Annotated in this window: 18 protein-coding genes; 11 read left to right on the forward strand and 7 right to left on the reverse strand. The window is 60.3% G+C overall.

Annotated elements, in window-relative coordinates; all coding sequences use genetic code 11:
• Positions 1-18: 18 nt before the first annotated feature.
• Both GRI48_RS10485 and GRI48_RS10490 read left to right on the forward strand, forming a co-directional pair.
• Entirely contained in the window at positions 19-2469 is a 2451-nt protein-coding gene (locus tag GRI48_RS10485) for a fimbria/pilus outer membrane usher protein (RefSeq protein ID WP_160675100.1), read from the forward strand.
• A gap of 12 nt (positions 2470-2481) precedes the next feature.
• Entirely contained in the window at positions 2482-3375 is an 894-nt protein-coding gene (locus tag GRI48_RS10490; RefSeq protein WP_160675103.1) for a hypothetical protein, read from the forward strand.
• An 8-nt stretch (positions 3376-3383) separates the two neighbouring features.
• On the opposite strand, the gene GRI48_RS10495 is transcribed toward GRI48_RS10490, so the two are convergent.
• The 7 genes from GRI48_RS10495 to ku form a co-directional block, all read right to left on the reverse strand.
• Positions 3384-3734, reverse strand: a complete 351-nt coding sequence (locus GRI48_RS10495) for a hypothetical protein (protein ID WP_160675106.1) — start codon at positions 3732-3734, stop codon at positions 3384-3386.
• Positions 3735-3988: 254 nt separating this feature from the next.
• Positions 3989-4549, reverse strand: coding sequence for a hypothetical protein (locus tag GRI48_RS10500; protein WP_160675109.1), 561 nt, complete (start codon positions 4547-4549; stop codon positions 3989-3991).
• Positions 4550-4984: 435 nt separating this feature from the next.
• Positions 4985-7174: a xanthine dehydrogenase family protein molybdopterin-binding subunit gene (locus GRI48_RS10505; RefSeq protein WP_160675112.1), complete on the reverse strand. Its 2190-nt coding sequence runs from the start codon at positions 7172-7174 to the stop codon at positions 4985-4987.
• Positions 7171-8157 carry an FAD binding domain-containing protein gene (locus GRI48_RS10510; protein WP_160675115.1) on the reverse strand — a complete coding sequence of 329 codons (987 nt, stop codon included), beginning with the start codon at positions 8155-8157 and terminating at the stop codon, positions 7171-7173. Before GRI48_RS10510 ends, GRI48_RS10505 begins: the two co-directional genes overlap by 4 nt.
• Positions 8154-8681, reverse strand: a complete 528-nt coding sequence (locus tag GRI48_RS10515) for a 2Fe-2S iron-sulfur cluster-binding protein (RefSeq protein WP_160675118.1) — start codon at positions 8679-8681, stop codon at positions 8154-8156. Before GRI48_RS10515 ends, GRI48_RS10510 begins: the two co-directional genes overlap by 4 nt.
• 36 nt (positions 8682-8717) lie before the next feature.
• Entirely contained in the window at positions 8718-11234 is a 2517-nt protein-coding gene (gene ligD / locus GRI48_RS10520; protein WP_160675121.1) for a DNA ligase D, read from the reverse strand.
• 3 nt (positions 11235-11237) lie between these two features.
• Complete coding sequence (gene ku, locus GRI48_RS10525; RefSeq protein WP_160675124.1) at positions 11238-12071, reverse strand: non-homologous end joining protein Ku; 834 nt, start codon at positions 12069-12071, stop codon at positions 11238-11240.
• Positions 12072-12372: 301 nt separating this feature from the next.
• On the opposite strand from ku, the gene infA reads away from it, so the two are divergent.
• The 9 genes from infA to GRI48_RS10570 form a co-directional block, all read left to right on the forward strand.
• The gene (gene infA, locus GRI48_RS10530; RefSeq protein WP_160675127.1) at positions 12373-12639 is read left to right on the forward strand and encodes a translation initiation factor IF-1; all 267 of its coding nucleotides are present in this window, start codon (positions 12373-12375) and stop codon (positions 12637-12639) included.
• A 47-nt stretch (positions 12640-12686) separates the two neighbouring features.
• A complete protein-coding gene (locus GRI48_RS10535) occupies positions 12687-12839 on the forward strand; it encodes a hypothetical protein (protein ID WP_160675130.1) in 153 nt (50 codons plus the stop codon).
• Positions 12840-12897: 58 nt separating this feature from the next.
• The gene (locus GRI48_RS10540) at positions 12898-13125 is read left to right on the forward strand and encodes a hypothetical protein (protein ID WP_160675133.1); all 228 of its coding nucleotides are present in this window, start codon (positions 12898-12900) and stop codon (positions 13123-13125) included.
• A gap of 192 nt (positions 13126-13317) precedes the next feature.
• Positions 13318-13527 (forward strand): cold-shock protein, encoded by a 210-nt coding sequence (locus tag GRI48_RS10545; protein WP_160675136.1) that lies wholly within the window; start codon positions 13318-13320, stop codon positions 13525-13527.
• A 67-nt stretch (positions 13528-13594) separates the two neighbouring features.
• Positions 13595-13822, forward strand: coding sequence for a hypothetical protein (locus GRI48_RS10550; protein WP_237451814.1), 228 nt, complete (start codon positions 13595-13597; stop codon positions 13820-13822).
• A gap of 502 nt (positions 13823-14324) precedes the next feature.
• Complete coding sequence (locus tag GRI48_RS10555; protein ID WP_160675139.1) at positions 14325-14582, forward strand: type II toxin-antitoxin system Y4mF family antitoxin; 258 nt, start codon at positions 14325-14327, stop codon at positions 14580-14582.
• Entirely contained in the window at positions 14579-15850 is a 1272-nt protein-coding gene (locus GRI48_RS10560; RefSeq protein ID WP_160675142.1) for a HipA domain-containing protein, read from the forward strand. Before GRI48_RS10555 ends, GRI48_RS10560 begins: the two co-directional genes overlap by 4 nt.
• 138 nt (positions 15851-15988) lie before the next feature.
• The gene (locus GRI48_RS10565; RefSeq protein WP_160675145.1) at positions 15989-17836 is read left to right on the forward strand and encodes a GmrSD restriction endonuclease domain-containing protein; all 1848 of its coding nucleotides are present in this window, start codon (positions 15989-15991) and stop codon (positions 17834-17836) included.
• A 9-nt stretch (positions 17837-17845) separates the two neighbouring features.
• Positions 17846-19809, forward strand: a 1964-nt coding sequence (locus tag GRI48_RS10570; protein ID WP_160675147.1) for a class I SAM-dependent DNA methyltransferase, incomplete at its 3' end; no start/stop codon positions are given.

The following is a 19809-nucleotide window of genomic DNA, read 5'->3' on the forward strand; positions in this document are numbered from 1 at the left end:
TCGGGCTTGAGTGCCTGCGTGAGCTTGATTGCGCTCGGCGCACCTGCTGCTGCACATCAGGCTCTACGCACTATTTCCCAAGACGATGAAGCGGGCATATCGTCGGACCAGAGCGAGCGTATCGTCACATTCAGCGTACCGCTTGTGACCGAGAGCCGGGCTTTCGGCGATGTACTCATCGAAACCACCGTGACCGGCAGGCAAGTGCGCATCAGATCGTCCGACCTGACCCGCGAATTGTCGGAGATCCTGAACCAAGAGGGGCGTACCGCGCTCGATCAGGCAGTCGCTGGCCGCGAGTTCGTCACTCCGGGCGATCTTGAAGACGCCGGATTTACGATGACTTTCGATCCGGGGCAGTTGCAACTGGTGGTCGAAGCGATCGAGCCACGCTTTCGTGTGACTCGCCAGCTGCTCGAAAGGGAAGAGTTTTCCGCCCGGAACACTCTGCCGGTCATCTCACCGGCCCGTTTCAGTTCGTATCTCAATCTCATCGGGAATCTCGACTACGACACCCGCAACGGCAGCGATGCACCGGACGTATTCTTTTCGGGTGCGACCCGCGTCGGCCGGGTTGTCGCCGAATACGAGGGCGCGTTCACCGACCAGTTTTCGCAAGCCTATCGCTTCTACCGTCGCAATGCGCGACTTGTTTACGACGATCCCGCATCCTACCGCCGGTATTCGGCGGGCGACCTGCGCCTCGAGGCACTGTCGATCATGGCCGCACCGACCCTGGGTGGAATCAGCGTCCAGAAGCGCCGACGGATTTTCGATCCCAGTTTCACCGCGGCTCGCCTTTCGGGTCGTCAGATTTTCCTCGACAATCGTTCCACGGTCGAGGTCCGCGTCAATGGCGACGTGTACGAAACGCTTCAGCTCGATGCAGGGCAATATGATCTGGCGAATTTGCCCATGCAGCAGGGGTCGAACGACATCGAGCTGGTGATCACCGATTCCTTCGGCCAGCAGCAGATCATTCCTTTCGATCTGTTCTACGAGACGCTCGATCTTGCGCCGGGCGAAGAGGAGTATTCTATTGGCGCTGGTTTTATCTCCGAGAATTTCGGCTTTGAGCCGCAATACGGAAGCGAGATTGGCGCATCGGGCTTCTATCGAAAGGCGCTTTCGGAAAACCTCGTAGTCGGCGGTGCCGCGCAAGCGTCGCAGGATCTGCAGCTGATCGGAGCGAGCGTGATCGCCGTGCCGCAATTCGTGCCCGGCGTGGTCGAGGCCGAAGCAGCGACGAGCCGTGCCGATGATGCTTTTGGCGCCGCACTGAGGTTGGGTTATCGTTTCACTGTCGGCAGGCAGATTTATGGGCCGGACCAGGTCGCGCTGACATTCGATTACAAGAGCGCGGATTTCAGGTCGTTGACCGAACCGGCGGTTGCCGGATTCGACGTGTTGTCGGCGACCGTTTCCTATAGCCGGTCCTTCGGGTGGGAAACGATAGCCACCGCCGGCGCGAGTTACTTCCGCTCGGGAGGTGGATTTCCTGCTTCCTACGCCGCCTTTGTCGACGTGACGCACCGTCTTTCGGACACGCTCCGTGGAAGCTTGGGCGTTGAATATGGCGGGGGCGCGAATTCGCAGCGCGGGATCGGCATACGCGCCGGCATTACGGCGACGCTCGGAAAGCGAACGAGGGCGAGCGCGGACTACCGCAGCCGCCTCAACAGTTTGAGGGCAAACATTTCACGAGGAGCGGAAAACCATGTCGGCTCGTTCGGGTACGACTTCGGTGTCACGCGAAGCCGCGACGATACACAGAGCACCTTGCAACTCGAATACGAGGCGAACCGTTTCAACGCCCGTGCAGATTTCGCTACCGGCGGCGGGGGTCTGGCGGGTGTTTTCGACGAACAGCGCGCGCGTCTCCAGGTCGCGACGTCCTATGCTTTCGCCGACGGTGTCTTCGGCATGGGTCGCCCGGTCAACAATGCCTTCGTGCTTGCGAAGCCCAACAGCGCGATCCGGGGACAGGAGATCGTCACCGGCCGTTCCATCCGGGAAGGCTACTATTACGCCCGCAGCGGTCCGTTTGGCGCTGCACTGCAAGGCGATCTGGCGGCCTACAGCAGGCAGAACGTCGATTTCGATGGAGCCGATCCCGAGAAGCCGTTCGATGTCGGTGATGGCACCGTGCTGGTCGATCCGCCCTACAAGGGCGGCTATAGCGTAATCGCCGGTGACGAGAATTATCTCACGGTCCTCGGAACGCTCAACGACGCCAACGGGCCGGTTTCCGCGGTGGCCGGCGAGGTGGTGGACGAGGAGACGGGCGAGAGGGTCGAGGACGTGACCTTCTTCACCAATTCGGCGGGCCGTTTCGGCCTGTTCGGAGTGGCTCCGAACAAGCGTTATATCGTGCGGCTCAACGGCTCAGGCCGGACCTTCACCATCGTTACTCCCGACAGCGAAGAAACGATCCTGCGCCTTGCGCCGATAACCATTCCGGCCGAATAGAAAGAGGTCACGATGAAGAACCCATTTCTGATTCTTTGCGCAGGGGCCATCGCGGCGATGCCAGCCGGGCTCCATGCCCAGAGCAAGTGCGAGCCGAAGTTTCTGCAATCCTCGCAGACCGTGTTTGTCGACGATTTCGATGCAGGTTCGAATTCGTTTGCAATCGAGAATTTCGATATTCGGGTGCGCAACGCTGCCGGACCTGGGGGGGGCTGTACGGCCATCTTGCGGGTTGCGCGCTCACTGCGCTCGCCCAATCCCGAAGCTGTCGGTTACCAGCTGCAATTGTCGGGCCAGCAGATCCAGATCCTTCCCAATGAAAGTTCCCCGCCGTCCGCAGGAAGCGATTATCGCATCTCCAATGTGCCGGGAGGAACCAATGGCGCCAACCTGCCCTTCCGCCTCGGCGTCCCGAGCGGGTGGGGGGTGAAGTCCGGGAGCAGGACCGATGAACTGGTTGTCCAGCTGGTCGATGCAAAAGGCGTCATTACCGACACGCTCAATCTGACGATCGTGATCGACGTCCCTCCCGCGGCGGAAGTTCGGGTGGTCGGCGCGACCGGCACGGATGCTATCGCACAGGTGGACCTGGGTGTTCTCGATCCGAAGCAGACTACCATATCCGATCTTTTCGGTATCAGGGTGTGGAGCAATTCACCGTACTCGGTTCGCTTCCTCTCCCAGAATTGCGGCGAACTCGTTCAGACGCAGAACCGCGGGCGCATTCCCTACGAAATCCTGCTGAATCAGACGCCGGTGAGCACAACGGGCGGGCTGGCCACACAGGTGCCGCGCGCGACGACGGCTTTGGGCGATTTTCATCCCTTGCGCGTCCGCGTGGCGCCTTTCAGCGCCTACGCCGGGGATTATTCGGATCGGGTGGAAGTTACCGTTACCGCGAACTAAGGCGACTGTCAGACAGCGGTAAGGGAAAAGGCCACCGCGATCGGCGTTGCAAGCTCGCGTGCCTGGATCGTGACGGGGACCTGCGCCAACCGCTGACCGAAGCGGAAGGCGATCAGTGCAGTACCACTCCGGTCGAGTTCGACCATCTGCTCTCCGTAACGCACGCTGACGCTTTCGCGTTGGTCGAGCGTCCGATAGGCTGCGGAGACGTGAAAGCCCGTGTCGGAATTGCAGAACTCGCGCACCGATCCGGATGTCGATCCGCTGGCGGAAAGCACGAAGGTGTCTGCTGATATGTCACATACAACCGGAACAGTCGCCGAGATGCCGGCCGATGCCGTGGCATCATCTGCGGCCATGGCAGACCCAGGCAGGCAGAGTGCCGCGGCAGTTGCCAGACATGAAAGGTAGGTTGCGAAACGCACAGCACCGTCTCCTTGGTGGAGATCGGTAAAACAGAGTTTCCTTAAGAATCAGTCAAACGGCAGGCGCGCATAGCCACGAAATGGAAGTCGGTCATCGGTTACAGAATCGGAGCAGGACATTCCGCCCAGTGCACAAAAAAGGGGAGGCCGAAGCCTCCCCTCCTGTTTGTCGTCAGTGACGCCGCAGATTAGATAGCGGCAACGCTGAAGGTTACGGTATCGGTGTACGAACCGGCAACCGGGCGCTTCTTGAACGCATCGGGATCGTCAAACATCACCTGCAGCGAGTAGTTCGCGTGGAACTCGCCGGTCGGCTGGGCCTCCGAAGCGATTGGACCCGGAGTCTGAACACGGGGCTTGTACGAGCCAAGGCCGGCGAAGTTCGTCACGCGATCCGGCGTCAGCTTGATGCCGTAGCGGATGAGGTTGGTGAACTGGGCCGTATCGGTCACCGGCGCATCGGTCTTCAGGCCGCGATACAGCGTGTTGACCGAGAACTGGGCCTTGGTGTTGCAGCTGATGAACATCGTCTGCGCTTCCGACGGTGCCGGGTTGGTGAGCAGTAGGGCTTTTTCGCCCGGAGCGCGGTTGATCGAAAGACTGCCCAGGTTGATGTTGCTGGGGTTTTCCATGCTGCATTCCGGCGTGACGCGAGCGTTGATGTCGAAATCCTTCGAATCGTTGTCAGCTGCAAACGCCGGAGCCGAAAGCATGGAAACGGCCGCTGCCGCGAAAATCATCTTCTTCATTCTAGTACCTTTCGATTGAACTCAGGAATTGATCACCGAGCTGTGCTCTCTTGAGTGCGACCTCTGAGCATCTAACCCGAACTGTCACCCCCACCGGCTTCACAAGCGTGCGGAAATGAGCCCGACCCGGGCGGATCGAGACGAGAACCGAAGACTAGGATTGCCCCCTGCGTCCCCCAGATTGCACGGCAGAACGCCGCGACAACGAATCATTAGGATATTGTTAACACTTTGGAAAGTGCTTCTTTGGGGGTAGTTCGGCCTGTCCCAGTTCGAAACGCCCGCAGATTAAACGGACGGCCGTTTTCCGTCGGCGCCAACTTGCAGCGCGTCACCTGTGGAGTGCGCCCCCGTGCCTCTCGACGTAGCGCTGCGAGAACCGATGCGCGAGCGCGTGGATCGTACTGCGGTCAGAACGAGCCGAATCGCCGGGCGCTAATCGGGCATCTTTTCCAGAACCTTGTCCGGCGTCATCGGGTAATCGAAAATGCGGGCTCCGCAGGCGTTGTAGATCGCATTGGCAATCGCCGCTGCGCCGCCGCACATGCCCAGTTCGCCGATACCCTTGGCCTGGATCGGGCTGGCCGCAGGATCGCGTTCCTCCACCAGCACCACGTCGAGGTCGGGTACGTCCCGGTGCACCGGGACGTGGTATTCAGCGAGGTCGCAGTTGACCAGGTGACCGTCGCGCGGATCGAATTCCAGGGCCTCCGTCAGTGCCACCCCGATGCTCCAGGTGATGCCGCCAAGGCACTGCGATCGGGCGGTCTTGTGATTGAGAACCCGTCCAAAGCCGAAAGCGCCGAGCATCCGGTCGACCCGGGTCTCGCCGGTGAAGCGGTTGACGCGCACCTGCGCGAAGAACGCCCCGAAGCCTGATGCCGTGTAATCGTCCTCGATATCGCCGGGTTCATAATGCCCTTCGCACGCGATCTCCCGACCATCCAGGACTTCGATGAGCGTTTCGCCCGATCCAGCCTTGCCTTGTTCAAGGTCCAGCTCGTCTTCCGCGACACCGATCCTGTCGGCGAGTTCCTCGCGAATGGCCTTGCAGGCGACGTAGACTGCCGAACCGATCGATGCCGCGCCCCAGCTGCCGCCCGAGCCCGGGCCGCGCGGATGGCGGGTATCGCCAAGATCGACCAGCACACTCTCCGGCTCGAGCCCGAGCATTTCCCCGGCGAGCTGCGCGAGAATGGTGTAGGTGCCGGTTCCGATATCGGTCATGTCGGTTTCGACCAGCGCCGTCCCGTCGGCCTTGAGCGTCACCCGTGCGCGCGCTTCGGCGATGTTGTGCACGCGGGCGGCACTGGCCATGCCCGTGCCCACCCACCATTCGCCGTCCTGGTTCTGCCTGGGCTCGCGCGGTCCGCTGTCCCAGCCGAAAGCCTCGGCACCCTGCCTCAGGCATTCGGCCAGCTTGTGAGAGGAGAAGGGCAGACCCTTTTCCGGATCCTCCTCAGGAATGTTTCTCAGGCGCAGTTCCACCGGGTCGATGCCCGCCTTTTCCGCGAGAATGTCCATGGCGCCTTCCAGCGCCGGCATTCCGACGGCTTCGCCGGGTGCACGGACGGAGCCAGCAGTCATCCGATGGATCCGCGCGAGGTCGAGGCGCAGTTCGCGATTGTCGCCGCGATAGAGGAAATGCGACGATTGCAGGACCGGCTCGACGAAAGTTTCGCCCGGAAGGTTGGACGCGAGCGCATAATGACCGAAGCCGGTCAGCTTCCCGTCCGCGTCTGCTGCGAGCCGCAGGCGTTGCGTCGTTTCCGAGCGGCGCATGATGCACTGGAACACCTGCTGTCGTGAAAGCACGACCTTGACTGGCCGCCCGATTTGCCGCGCCGCGATTGCCGCAGCGACGACGTCTTCGCTAACGCCGAGCTTGGAGCCGAAGCCGCCGCCGACGAAGCGCGAGATCAGGCGGATGTCCTCTTCTTCCATGTCCAGCGCATCGGCCAGTTCGCTGATGTTGTAGTTGAGCATCTGCAGAGATGCATGGACAGTCAGCTTGTCGCCATCCCAGCTGGCGATGGACGCATGCGGCTCCATTGCTGCCGATGCATGACCCTTCGTCGTGTACGTCACGTCGACCGTGTGGGCAGCCTCGGCCATGGCATGGGCGAGATCGCCCTGATGGACCGTGTCGTCTTTCTGTTCCTTGGGTTCGACAGCGTGCGGGTCGAGCGGCGCCCCGTTTTCTTCACGGTAGCTCACGGCGAGGTGCTTTGCCGCATCGCGCGCCTGTTCGAAGGTTTCGGCCACCACCAGCGCGATGGGCTGGCCCCAGTAGCAGACGGTTTTCGGACCCTGCTTCGGTGCCTCGTCGGCAGTGCCTTGCGCAGCCCGGGTGGTGAGCGCGGGATCGTCGATCACGGCGATCACGCCGGGCATGGCGAGCACGGCCTCGGTGTTCATGCCCACGACTTCGCCGCGGGTAATGGTGGAGGTGACGAGCACGCCTTCGGCACAATTCTCGACCGGATATTCGGCCGCGTAGGGCGCGGTGCCCGTGACCTTCGCCAGGCCTTCGACCCTGGGAATGGCCTTGCCCAGTATACCCTGCTTCATCGCGTCGAGGCGGTTGGATGTGTCCGGCGCGTCCTGTTTGAAATGGACGGTCATGCCGCGTCCTCCGCTGCCTGTTCCAGAACCGCGTGCAATGTCCGCCGGGCCAGTGGAATCTTGAAATCGTTCTCGCCGTAGCCTCGCGCATTTTCGAGGAGGATGTCGGCGGCGCGGTCGAAAGTTTCGGATGACGCGGGCTGGCCGATCAAGGCTTCGCCGATGCGCGGGTCGTGCCAGGGCTTGTGCGCAAGCCCGCCGAAAGCAAGATCGGCGCGGGAGAACAGGCCGTCCTCCATCTCCACGATGGCCGCTACCGATACCAGCGCGAAGGCATAGGACGATCGTTCGCGCACCTTGCGATAGATCTGCGTGCCACCCACGGGCGGGTGCAGGGTGATCGCGGTTATGATCTCGCCGTCCTCGAGGACGTTGTCCCGCCACGGCGTGTCACCCGGCAGGCAATGGAAATCGCGCACCGGAACGGTCCGCTGCGCGCCAGCAGGAGTCGCGATCTCGACCCTGGCATCGAGGGCACTCAGCGCCACTGCCATGTCGCCGGGATAGGTGGCGATGCACTGGTCGCTCGCGCCGAGCACGGCGTGCAATTTGGCGATGCCGTCGATCGCTCCGCAGCCGCTGCCCGGTTCGCGCTTGTTGCAGGGCTGGTCGATGTTGGTGAAATAGAAGCAACGTGTGCGCTGGCACAAATTGCCGCCGTTGGTGGCCTTGTTCCGCAATTGTTGTGTCGCGCCCGAAAGGATCGCTCGTGCGAGGACGGGATAGTCCGACCGGACGCGCGGATGGACCGCCGTTTGGGTATTGGTGGCGAGCGCGCCGAGCAGGAGGCCTCCGTCGCAGGTATTCTCGATCGCGGCGAAGCCGATGCGGTTGATGTCCGCGAGCTGTTCGGGCGTCTCGACCTGCAGCTTCATCAGGTCGAGCAGGTTTGTCCCCCCTGCAATCGCCATCGCGGCATCGCCCGATGTGATGTTGCCGGCGTCCTCGACGGTACGGGCCTTGCTGTAAGAAAACGGCTTCATGCGCTCTTCTCCGCCACGTCGCGAATGGCCGCGACGATATTGGCGTAGGCTCCGCAGCGGCACAGATTGCCGCTCATGCGTTCGCGTATTTCCTCGCCGGTCGCCTCGATCCGGCCTTCCAGGTCTGCGCTTGCGTCGCTCGGCCAGTCGTTGGCGATTTCCTGCAGCATCGCCGTCGCCGAACAGATCTGTCCGGGCGTGCAGTAGCCGCACTGGAAGCCGTCGTGCTCGAGGAAGGCCTGTTGCAGGGCGGAGGGATCGTCCGGCGTTCCCAGCCCCTCGATCGTGGTCACATGGTCGCCATCGTGCATGGCAGCGAGCGTAAGGCAGCTGTTGATGCGGATTCCGTTGACGATGACCGTGCACGCTCCGCACTGCCCGTGATCGCAGCCCTTTTTCGTGCCGGTCAGGCCCAGGCCGGATCGCAGGAAATCGAGCAGGGATGTGCGCGGGTCTTCCGGGATCGGGTGTTCGGTTCGATTGACTGTGATCGTGTCGGCCAAGAGCGCCTCCTTCACGCTCATAAACACCGGCGCGCACAAAGGTGCCGGAAAAAGTGGTTACGCGTCCGGCAAGGCCTGTGTGGCAAATCCCCATCCGGCTAGAGCCTTCGAACCGGCGCGATCGAGCAGCCGCTTGGCATCGTCGATGCTGTAGGGCTTGGCATCCGCCATCTGCTTGAGTTCGTTCCACGCGATCGGAGCCGCCACGGGCGCTCCGCTGCGTGCGCGCGCAGAATACGGGACGACCGCAGTGCTGCCGCGCTGGTTGCGCAGCCAGTCGATGAAGATCTTGCCCTTGCGCTTGGCCTTGCTCATGGTCGCGGTGAAGCGCTCCGGCTCCGCCAGCGAGAGAGCCTCGGCGAAGCGGCGGGCGAAATCCTTGTGCGTTTCCCAGTCGTGGCCGGGCGCAAGCGGCACGATGACGTGCACACCCTTGCCACCGGAAAGCATGGCGAAACTCGTCAGGCCGATGTCCGCCAGCCGGTCGCGGATGTCGCGGGCGGCGCTTTTGACGTCCTCGAAATCGAGCCCCTCGTCGGGATCGAGATCGAAGATCATCCGGTCGGGTTTCTCGACCGCATCGCTGCGGGAAGCCCACGCATGGAATTCGATCGTGCCCATCTGGACGCACTGCAGGATGCCTCGCGCGTCCTCGACGTAGAGATAGTCCTCGGTTCCGCCGTCCTTTTCGCGGATCGGAATATGGTGGACCGCGTCTCCGAACGCGCCGCTGTCGTGTTTCTGGAAGAAGCATTTCCTCGCGCGCCCCTGGGGGCAGCGCACCAGGCTGACCGGCCGACGCCCCGCGAACGGCAGCATGATGCCCGCTACCGCCGCGTAATAGTCAGCAAGATCGCCCTTGGTCTGGCCGCTGTCGGGAAAGACGACGCGGTCGCGGCTCGAGATCTCGACTTGCTCGTCGCTCGCGGGCTTCGACCGCGCCTTCTCCGGCTTCACCGCCCTGACAGGCTTGTCGGCGCGCAGGCCCAAATAGCTGCCGTGGCGGATATTCCCGTCTGCGGTGAACTCTGCAAACGCGACCTCGGCGACCAGCTTCGGTGTGACCCAGGTCACGCCCCGAGCGCCCGCCTTGTCGACCTCGACCGGCGGCATCTTGCGCTCCAGCCGGGCGAGTTTGGGACCGAGCTCGTCGAAATCGTCGCTTGCGAAACCCGTGCCGACGTTCCCCTTGTAGACCAGTTCGCCCCCTTCGTGCTGGGCCATCAGCAGCGAGGCGAAAGGGCGGCCCTTCGCCGAGGATTTCTTCCAGCCGACGATCACGAATTCCTGCCGGCGGGTGCACTTGACCTTCACCCAAGCCTTGCTGCGCGCATGGCGATAGGGGGCGTCCATCTTCTTCGAGATGATGCCTTCCTGCCCGGCGGCGCACATGGTTTCGTACAGCTTCTCGCCCGCGCCGATGACATGGTCGGCAAGGAATATCGGTGGCCCAGCCGTCGACAGCAGCGCCTCGAGCCGTTCCTTGCGCTCGATGTTCGGCAGCGCTTTCAGGTCCTCGCCTGCCAGTTCGACGAGGTCGAAGGCATGGAACTGGAGCGCGTCGTCCCGGCCCTGCGCGCCGTGTCCGCGCTTCAATACCTTCTGCAAGGTCGAGAAATCGGGATTGCCCTGGGCATCGGTGGCGACGATCTCTCCATCGATCAGGCAGGCGGGCAGATCGAGAGCGACGATCGCCTCGACGAGCGGCACGAACTTGTCGGTCCAGTCGTTACCGTTGCGAGTATGGATGCGCACGTCCGCGCCCTTACACGCGATCATGGCGCGGTAACCGTCGAACTTGATCTCGTGCATCCAGCCGTTGCCGGTCGGGATATCGTCGACCAGCGTGGCCAGCTGCGGTTTGCGGAACTTCGGAATGGGTGCCGACGTGTGCTTGCGCGGTGCGGCCTTCTTGGCATTGCGCGAGGAAGCCTTCTCCATCTGCGCGAGGAAGTCATCGTCCTTCTTTCCGGCGAGCGAGTATTCGCCCGCCTTGTCCGCCGCGATTTCCGCCATCGACCGGCCGGTAAGAACGCTGGTGAGCTCGCGCTCCACGAGCGCATCGCCTTCCTCTGCATGATCGTCCTGCAGCTTGCGGAGCAGCCAGTTTTCCCGTTTTTCTCCCGGCTTTTTCTTCAGCCTTATCAACAGCCACTCGCCCTGCATCCTCTCTCCGTCGAGCGTGAAGTGGAGGTGGCCCTTATCGAGATCCTTCGCCGACTTGCCCTCGATCGGCGCCCAGGTTCCGCGGTCCCACAGCATCACCGTGCCGCCACCGTATTCACCCCTGGGGATCGTGCCTTCGAACTCGGCATATGACATCGGATGATCCTCGGTCCGCACCGCCAGCCGCTTGATGTCGGGATCGGGCGAGGGCCCCTTGGTGACCGCCCAGCTCTTGAGAACGCCGTCCACCTCCAGCCGCAGGTCCCAGTGCAGCCGCGTGGCATCGTGCTTCTGGACGATGAAGAGATTGCCGCTTTGGCTGGCCTGCGGCTTGCCCGACGGCTCGGGCGTTTTCGCGAAATCGCGCTTGCGATTGTATTCTTCGAGCTGGTCCTTCGCCCTAGCCATGGATCAGGCCGACTTCTTGCGCTTCGCAGGGGCCTTGGGCGCCTTGTCGCCGTCGACCGATTTCTTGAGCGCGGCCATGAGGTCGATCACGTTCGAGCCGCTCGCATCGTTGGGATCGTCGACATCTTCGATGATCGCTTTCTTGCTCTTCGATTTCGCCTTCTTGTCGATCAGCTTTCGCAGCGCCTCGACGTAACGATCCTCGAATTCGCTTGCATCGAAAGGCGCGCTCTTCTGCTCGATCAGCGTCGTGGCGAGATCGAGCAGTTCCTTCTTCGGCTTGGTCTCCTCGATGTCGGCGAAGAAAGACTGTCCCTTGCGCACCTCGTCAGCATAGCGCAGCGTTTCGAGTAGCAGCCCCTTGCCGCACGGCTTTATCGCAACGAGCTTCTCGCTGCCGCGCATCGACAGCTGGCCGAGCGCCACCTTCTTCGCTTTGCGCAAGGCCTCGCGCAGCACCACGAAGGCTTCTTCCGCCAGCTCGTCCTGCGGCGCGACGTAATAGGGCTTGTCATAATAGAGGGGGTCGATCTCGCAGGTGTCGACGAACTGGACCAGTTCGAGCGTGCGCTTGCTCTCGATCTTGACCGCCTCGATCTCCTCGTCCTCGAGCAACACGTAATTGCCCTTCGATACCTCGTAGCCGCGGATTATCTCGTCGCGATCCACCGGGCCAATACCGGGTACCACTTTCTCGTAGGAGATCCGTTTGCCGCTCGGCTCGTGGATCTGGTTGAAGCTGATCTTCGCGCCCGACTTGGTCGCGGTGTAGATTTCGACCGGAATCGATACGAGGGCCAGCCTGATCTGCCCCTGCCAGTATGCGCGTGCTGCCATGTCCTCACCCTTTGTTGCCCGAGTCAGGCGAGTCAGCGATCGGGCGGGCAATTGGTTTCGCTTCGACCGTCCCCATTCATGAGAAGCAAGGCCACATCCGCAATTTCCATGTCGATCAACGCCAGCGCTTGTAATTTTTTTGCACGGTGCTATATGGAAATTGCCTAACGTCGTTTGCGACGGATTTTGATTGCTCGCAAAGCGCGTAAGCGTGTCGCCGGCTCCACTTCCATTTCATCCTACCTGGCTCCGCAGCGGAATTCGTCCGTGCGGATGAGTTTTCGTACGCAGGATGGTCTGATTGGCGAAAGAAGAGCTCATTACGATTGAGGGCGCGATCGACGAGATCCTGCCCGATGGACGCTTCGGCGTCACACTCGATAATGAGCATCGCATCATCTGCTATACCGCAGGCAAGATGCGTCGCTATCGCATCCGATCGGTCGTTGGAGACCGCGTACACGTCGAAATGACGCCCTACGATCTAAGCAAAGGCCGGATCGTCTTCCGCGAGCGAACTCCCGGGCAATCGCCCGCCGGTGCTCGCAAGCGCGGATACAGGCGTTGAGACTGTTTTTTGAAGGCGGCGGGAAGACCCTGCCGGACAGAATTACCATGAATGCAATCAACCTGCGCGAAGCCGCGCGCCCCAAACTTTCGCTGCGCTATGGCGCAATCCATCCGGCGCATACGCACGGCGAGCTGGCAAGTCCCGGTCCCATGCCGATCGCCGAACTGCGACGTCTCGTCGCAACGATGATCGACTGATCGCCAGACACGACCGGCGGCCATGCACAAGCAAGACCGCCAGAGCAGGAGAACCGACATGGACCTGAACCATCAATATGCCGAGCACCAGCGAGCGCTTATGGGCGCCCGGGATGCCGCCAACGATGACGTCCGCTCCGCCAGATTGACTGACGCACTGGATATCGCCGGACGGATCAGCGACTTTCAGCACGGCCTCGGCGCTGCCGCGGCATGTGCCTGGAGCAATGCGCGGTTCGCCAATCCGGCTCCGAAGAAGCAATTAGCCACCCTGGCGACCATCTAGGCCGCCGGGAGACCTGCAACCAAATCTGCTCACGTTGAATTTAGACGGATATCGACGCCTGGTGAGACAATCGGAATACTTTCGTTTGGCAAGCCTTCAATACGACGACCTCCTTTCAATTGACGACATGACGCACGACCCCGGCCCGCACTTTCGCGCGCCGGACACACCGTTTCTTGAAAGGAAACGACTATGACTACCGGTACCGTAAAATTCTTCAACAGCGACAAGGGCTATGGTTTCATCCAGCCTGACGACGGTTCTGCCGACAGCTTCGTCCATATCTCTGCCGTACAGGCAGCGGGCATGACAACGCTCGATAAGGACCAGCGCCTCAACTACGAAGTCGAGACGGGCAACAACGGGAAGGCCAGCGCGGTCAACCTTTCGTCCGCCGACTGACGGAAACTCGCTCCGGATCGCACAGCTGCGGTCCGGAGCCTTCCGTGTTTATCTCGCAGGAGTGTCGATGATGTCGGATACCTACAACTTCCAGATCGCGCGTGCAGACGCGGCCGCAGTGGAGGCGAAAGAAGCCTCGCTCGAGAATGCGAAACAGCGCGCCCTGCGCTCGGAGATTGCTTGGCGCGGTATGGCCCAGCGCACCCTGAAGATGGAGCAGGAACGCGAGAAAACCCGGGTGGAACGCGAACGGCGCAACGCCGAGCTCGCCGGAGGGCAGGAAGCGTCGACCTGATCGAGCGCTCGGTCCTCGCAAACTGACCGATATCCGGCGGCCGTCGAGCCGCTTCCGAAGCTGTTGCCGAAGAGCGCAGGCCATCCACGCCTGGCGAACAGATCGAGGTCACGATCCTCGATCGGGCCGGCGGGCAATGGCACGCCAAGAATGCTGACTGCATGAACGCACTCGCGGAACTACGATGTTCATACGGGCGGAATGGCGGAGACGGAGGTGGCAAGTAGGCGGATGCAACCAGTTGTGGTTTAACGGAAATACGAGGCGTTTCGAGGACTATTTACCACAATTGTTCCCCGACCTCGCTAAACCGCGATTTGAGCCACTGACTTTGAGTACTCTAGGCTCAGTGTCACGAATTTTGGAAACGTATAATATGTCCCGTGCGGGAAAGCGCGTCTTTCAAAGTCGCCTTTTGAATGGCGAATGTCCCTTTCGGGAAAAATATCTTGAATTTGATCGACTATCTGCATAGATTTCCCGAACGGGAAAGGAGGTGCTCATGCTCGATGTTGCCGCTATCGGCCAAATCATTCGCGAAGAACGCAAGGAGCTGGGTCTGCGACAGGACGAGTTGGCTGCTGCAAGCGGCGTCGGCTTGCGCTTCCTCGTTGAACTGGAGCGAGGGAAGGTAACCGTCCAGATGGGCAAAGTGCTCGATGTTCTCGCCGCTCTCGGTTGTGAACTGCAGATCAAGCTGCCTGACGGGATCGTGATTGCAGGTCGAGCAGACGCGTCCGAAAAGGATGAGTCGAAGTGACGCTGCCAATTCTGGATACGCTGGTGGTGTGGTGGGACGAACGCCAGGCAGGCGAACTCTCGATCGACAAGGGTGGCGCGATGCATTTCGCATATGCGCCTGATTGGCTGGCTGACGAAACAACCCCGGCACTTTCCCATGCGATGCCCAAGCAGCAAGAGCCATTTAAAGACCATGCTTGCAAAGCAGTCTTTGGCGGACTCCTACCCGAGGAAACCCAGCGTACCGCTATCGGTCGGGCACTTGGAGTTTCGCCCGACAATCCGTTTCGGCTGCTTGAGACCTTGGGCGGAGATGTTGCCGGTGCTCTAGCCTTCCTGCCCAAAGACGAAGAGCCGCTTCGAGATTACTCCAAGACCGCTCCAGAACCACTCCAAGAGGGCGAGCTAGCGAAACTGCTCGATCGGTTGCCAGCTGTTCCCATGCTGGCAGGCGAGGGCGGAGCGAGGCTCAGCCTTGCAGGCGCACAAAGCAAACTGCCGGTGCTGCTCACTGCGGACGGTGGCATTGCGATCCCTCGCCCTGGAGAACCATCCACGCATCTGATCAAGCCTGAACCGGATCGCTTTGCTGGATTGGCTGCGAATGAGGCCTTCTGCCTCGCACTGGCGCGCGCCGTGGGCATTGATGCTGCCACTGCAGAGTGGCGCGAGGTGGCGGGCAAGCCGTTGCTGCTGGTCGAACGCTATGACAGGATGTCAGTCGAGGGAAAAACGAAACGCCTGCATCAGGAAGACTTTGCTCAGGCACTTAGCGTCCCCTCAAACCGCAAATACGCGGCGGAGGGCGGGCCGACTTTTCGCGATAGCTTCGCTCTGTTGCGCAATGCCGCGACGCGGCCAGCGCGCGAGGTGTTGAAGCTCGCCGACGCCGCGATCTTCAATCTCATCATCGGCAACGCCGATGCCCACGCAAAGAACTACAGTCTGCTGCGCCGGGAAAACGGCGAGGTGGTGCTTGCCCCGCTTTACGACCTTGTCGCCACGCACATGTGGAAGGAGCTCTCCCCCAAGCTCGCAATGCGATTTGGCCGCGCGGCGACCCTCGAAGAATTTGACAGGGAAAGCGTGGCGAGGTTCGCGGACGAGGCAGGGCTAGGTGCCCCATACATTCGACGCCGAGTAAGTGACCTTGCTGAAGCGGTGACGGAAGAGATTGAGAAGGGCATCGAGGTGCCCGGCAATCCGCCTGAGGATGCTGTCGCGCCAATTGCCGAAGCATTATCGGCCCGCGCCAGCATTGCTGCGCTAAAGCTTTTGGAAGCCTGAGTGTTAGAATTGATTGCACCAAACCAACCGTTGATCATCACAATGGGCAAGATCGATGGCAGATTTGGTCAATTGCATTCTTGCTAGATACTTCTTTATCAAGTCAAACGAGCGCAAAATCAGATCGCAGGGGCAATCATGACAACCTCATTTCAGACTAATCCTTACAAGCTCAGCGATCTCATGCGTGAATGCGATGAGGGCAAACTCCAGCTGCCAGATTTTCAGAGGGGCTGGGTCTGGGATCAGGATCGCATCACAGATCTCTTGGCGTCAATTTCTGAGGGCTTCCCTGTGGGGGCGCTCATGACTTTGGATGCATCGGGAGAGGTTTCGTTTGCGGTACGTCCGGTAGAAGGAGCGCCGTCACCGGCCAAAGAGATCGAGGCCTACTTACTCGACGGTCAGCAGCGTATGACCTCACTTTACCAGTCGACCTATACAACTGTTCCCGTCTCCACACAGACGGTCAAAAAACGACCAATCAAATTGCACTTCTACTTCGATATTCGCGCGGCGCTGGACCCGGATGTCCCGCGTAGTGAAGCCATCGTGCCCGTTCCCGAAGATCGGATCATTCGGAAAAACTTTGGCCGGGATGTCAAGCTCGACCTCTCCACCGAGGAGAACGAGTTCGAACATCTGCATTTTCCAATCGACCGGATGTTTAGCGCTCAGGATTGGCAGACAAATGCGATCGACTGGATTTACAAAGAGCTAGACCAGCGGAGCGACCACCTGAAGCTGATCAATGCCTTCATGCAAGGCGTGGTTAGAAACTTCGACCAGTATCAGGTGCCGGTGATCAAGTTGGGCAAGGACACAAGTAGGGCAGCGGTCTGTCTCGTCTTCGAGAAGGTGAATACGGGAGGCAAGCCGCTTGATGCATTCGAGCTCGTGACCGCTATGTATGCAGCAGAAGAATTCCATCTCCGCGACGACTGGAAAGAACGCCGCAAGCGATTGGTTTCGACCCAACCGGTGCTAGACAAAATTGAGCCCGTTGAATTTCTCCAGGCGATCTCATTGCTCCATACTAAAGAGGTAAGAGAGGCAGCCATCGCAGACGGCAAAGAGCCACCTGCCATTAGCGCCACGCGCAACAGCCTGCTTCAAGTTCCTTTGTCAGCATACCAGAAGTTCGCGCCGAAGGTTGAGGCGGGCTACATCGCAGCTGCCAAGTTTCTGCATTCGCTGAAGATCTTCAAGGCACGCGACCTTCCCTATCAGACCCAGCTTGTCCCGCTTGCTGCGATCCTGGCGGAGCTTGGGAATACATGGGAAAACGATGCGGTGCGTCAGAAGCTGGCGCAATGGTATTGGTGCGGCGTGCTGGGAGAGCTCTACGGCTCGGCAGTTGAGAGCCGCTTCGCGCTTGATATCCGCGACTTCAAAACATGGGTGACTGGCGGCGCTGAACCTCAGACAGTGCAGCGGGCTAGCTTTGAAGAGCGCCGTTTAAGGACCCTTCGTTCAAGGCTTTCGGCAGCATACAAGGGCGTCCATGCATTGCTGATGAAATGCGGGGCGGAGGACTTCAAGTCAGGCCAGCCCTATGACCAAGCCGTGTTCTTTGACGAGAATGTCGATATCCATCACATATTCCCGCAGGCTTGGTGCAAGAGTGTCGGGATTGGGCCAGAGATCTACAACAGCATCGTCAACAAGACGCCGATTGCGTCAGGCACCAATCGAATGCTCGGCGGCGTTGTACCGTCTTCCTATTTGGGCCGACTGACCAAGGGTAATGATAGCAATCCTGCCATTGCCCCTGATCGTTTGACATCAATCCTAGAAAGCCACGAGATCGAGGAAAGCTACCTCCACGCAGACGACTTCGAGGGCTTTATGGATGATCGAAGGCGGCGCTTATTGGCAATCATCGAAAGCGCGATGGGCAAAGAGGCTTTGAGGGAGGCTGAGGTTCCGTCCGATCATGAGGAAGAAGACTACTACGCGGAAGAAGAGCGGGAGGCTGCGGAGTAACCGCCACCCATGACCCCCGCTGAATTCATATCCAAATGGTGCGCTGTTGACCTGAAAGAGCGGACTGCCTCCCAGTCGCACTTCAACGATATTTGCCGCCTGCTCGACATTGAAGACCCAATCACCGCGGACCCCAAAGGCGACTGGTTTACTTTCGAGAAGGGTGCATCGAAGACCGGCGGCGGCGAGGGCTGGGCCGATGTCTGGCGCAAGGAGTGCTTCGCCTGGGAGTATAAGGGCAAGAAGAAGGACCTTGATCGCGCTTTCGCCCAGCTCCAGCAGTACGCCATCGCGTTGGACAATCCGCCGCTGCTGATCGTCAGCGACATGGACCGGTTCCGCATCCACACCAACTGGACAAACACGGTGCAGGAGGTCCACGAATTCGCGCTGGATGACCTTCTGGATGGCGCCACGCGCGATCTTCTGCGCAATTGCTTCCTTGATCCCGAACGTTTGAAGCCTGCCAAGACGCGGCAGATGCTCACCGAAGAGGCGGCAGAGGAATTCTCCCAGCTTGCCCAACGTCTGCGCGCGCGCGGGCATGAGGCCCATACCGTCGCCCACTTCGTCAATCGGCTGGTTTTCTGCATGTTTGCTGAGGATGTCCGGCTCCTTCCGGATCACATGTTCACAAAGATGCTGAAAGCCAGCATCAAGGCACCGGCGCGCTTCGAGCAGAACGCAAGCAAACTCTTCGCTGCCATGCACAAGGGCGGCGACCTGGACTTCACGCCTATCGAATGGTTCAACGGCGGGCTCTTCGATGATGACAGCGCTTTTCCCCTGGAGCGCGAGGATATCGACAATCTCATCGTCGCGGCTGAGCTCGACTGGTCGGAGATCGATCCTTCAATCCTCGGAACGCTCTTTGAGCGTGGGCTCGACCCTGACAAGCGCAGCCAGCTTGGCGCGCATTATACCGACCGCGACAAGATCATGCAGATTGTGGAACCGGTCATCATCCGCCCCCTGATGGCGGAATGGGAGACGGTAAGGGCAAAGATCGAGGAAGCGCTCGCCAAGGCCGAGAAGGCCACCGGCGGTGCAAAAACGCGGGCTGAGACTGAAGCCAAACGGTTGCAAGCGGAGTGGCACGAGCGTCTACGCAATTTCCGCGTGCTCGATCCGGCCTGCGGATCGGGAAATTTTCTCTACCTCTCGCTGCTGGCGCTCAAGGATATCGAGCATCGCACGAACCTTGAGGCCGAGGCGCTGTCACCGACGCTTGCTGCGCGCTTCCCGTCGAGTGGACCAGAGAACGTTTTGGGGATTGAACTGAACCCCTATGCGGCAGAACTGGCGCGTGTCTCGGTCTGGATCGGCGAGATTCAGTGGATGCGTCGCAATGGCTTTGAGGCAGCGAAGAACCCGATCCTGAAGCCGCTCTCCAATATCGAGAACCGCGATGCGATTGTTGTATTCGATGAAAGCGAGAGCGTGTGGAAAGAGGCCAATTGGCCCCTCGCAAACGTCATCGTGGGAAACCCACCATTTCTCGGCGGCAAGAGCATGCGGCGCACTCTGGGAGAAGAATCAACATCTGTTATTCGGCGTGTTTACGATGGGCGCTTGGCAGCCTTTTCAGACCTAGTCTGCTACTGGTTTGAGAAGGCACGCCTTCTCATAGAGGATGGAGAGGTGGAGCGTTGCGGTTTTGTCGCGACAAAGGCAATCGCTAAGAATGCGAACCTTCCTGTCCTAGTGAGGTTGAGCGAAGTAGCTGCTATTTATGACGCTTGGCAGAATGAACCTTGGGTAGTTGATGGTGCGGCTGTCCGAGTGTCCCTCGTCTGCTTTGCGAGCAAAGACAGCGAGATACCAACGCTTCGTCTCAATGGCGCGACTGCCAAGAACATAAACCCAAACCTTACCAGCGGTCTCGATACGACAAAGGTCGCGCGATTGAATGAGAATGCGAGCTCTGTCTTCATCGGTGTTCAGCAGAGCGGGCCGCTAACAGTTGACAGAGA

Source organism: Qipengyuania oceanensis (assembly GCF_009827535.1).
In the GTDB taxonomy this organism is placed as follows: domain Bacteria; phylum Pseudomonadota; class Alphaproteobacteria; order Sphingomonadales; family Sphingomonadaceae; genus Qipengyuania_C; species Qipengyuania_C oceanensis.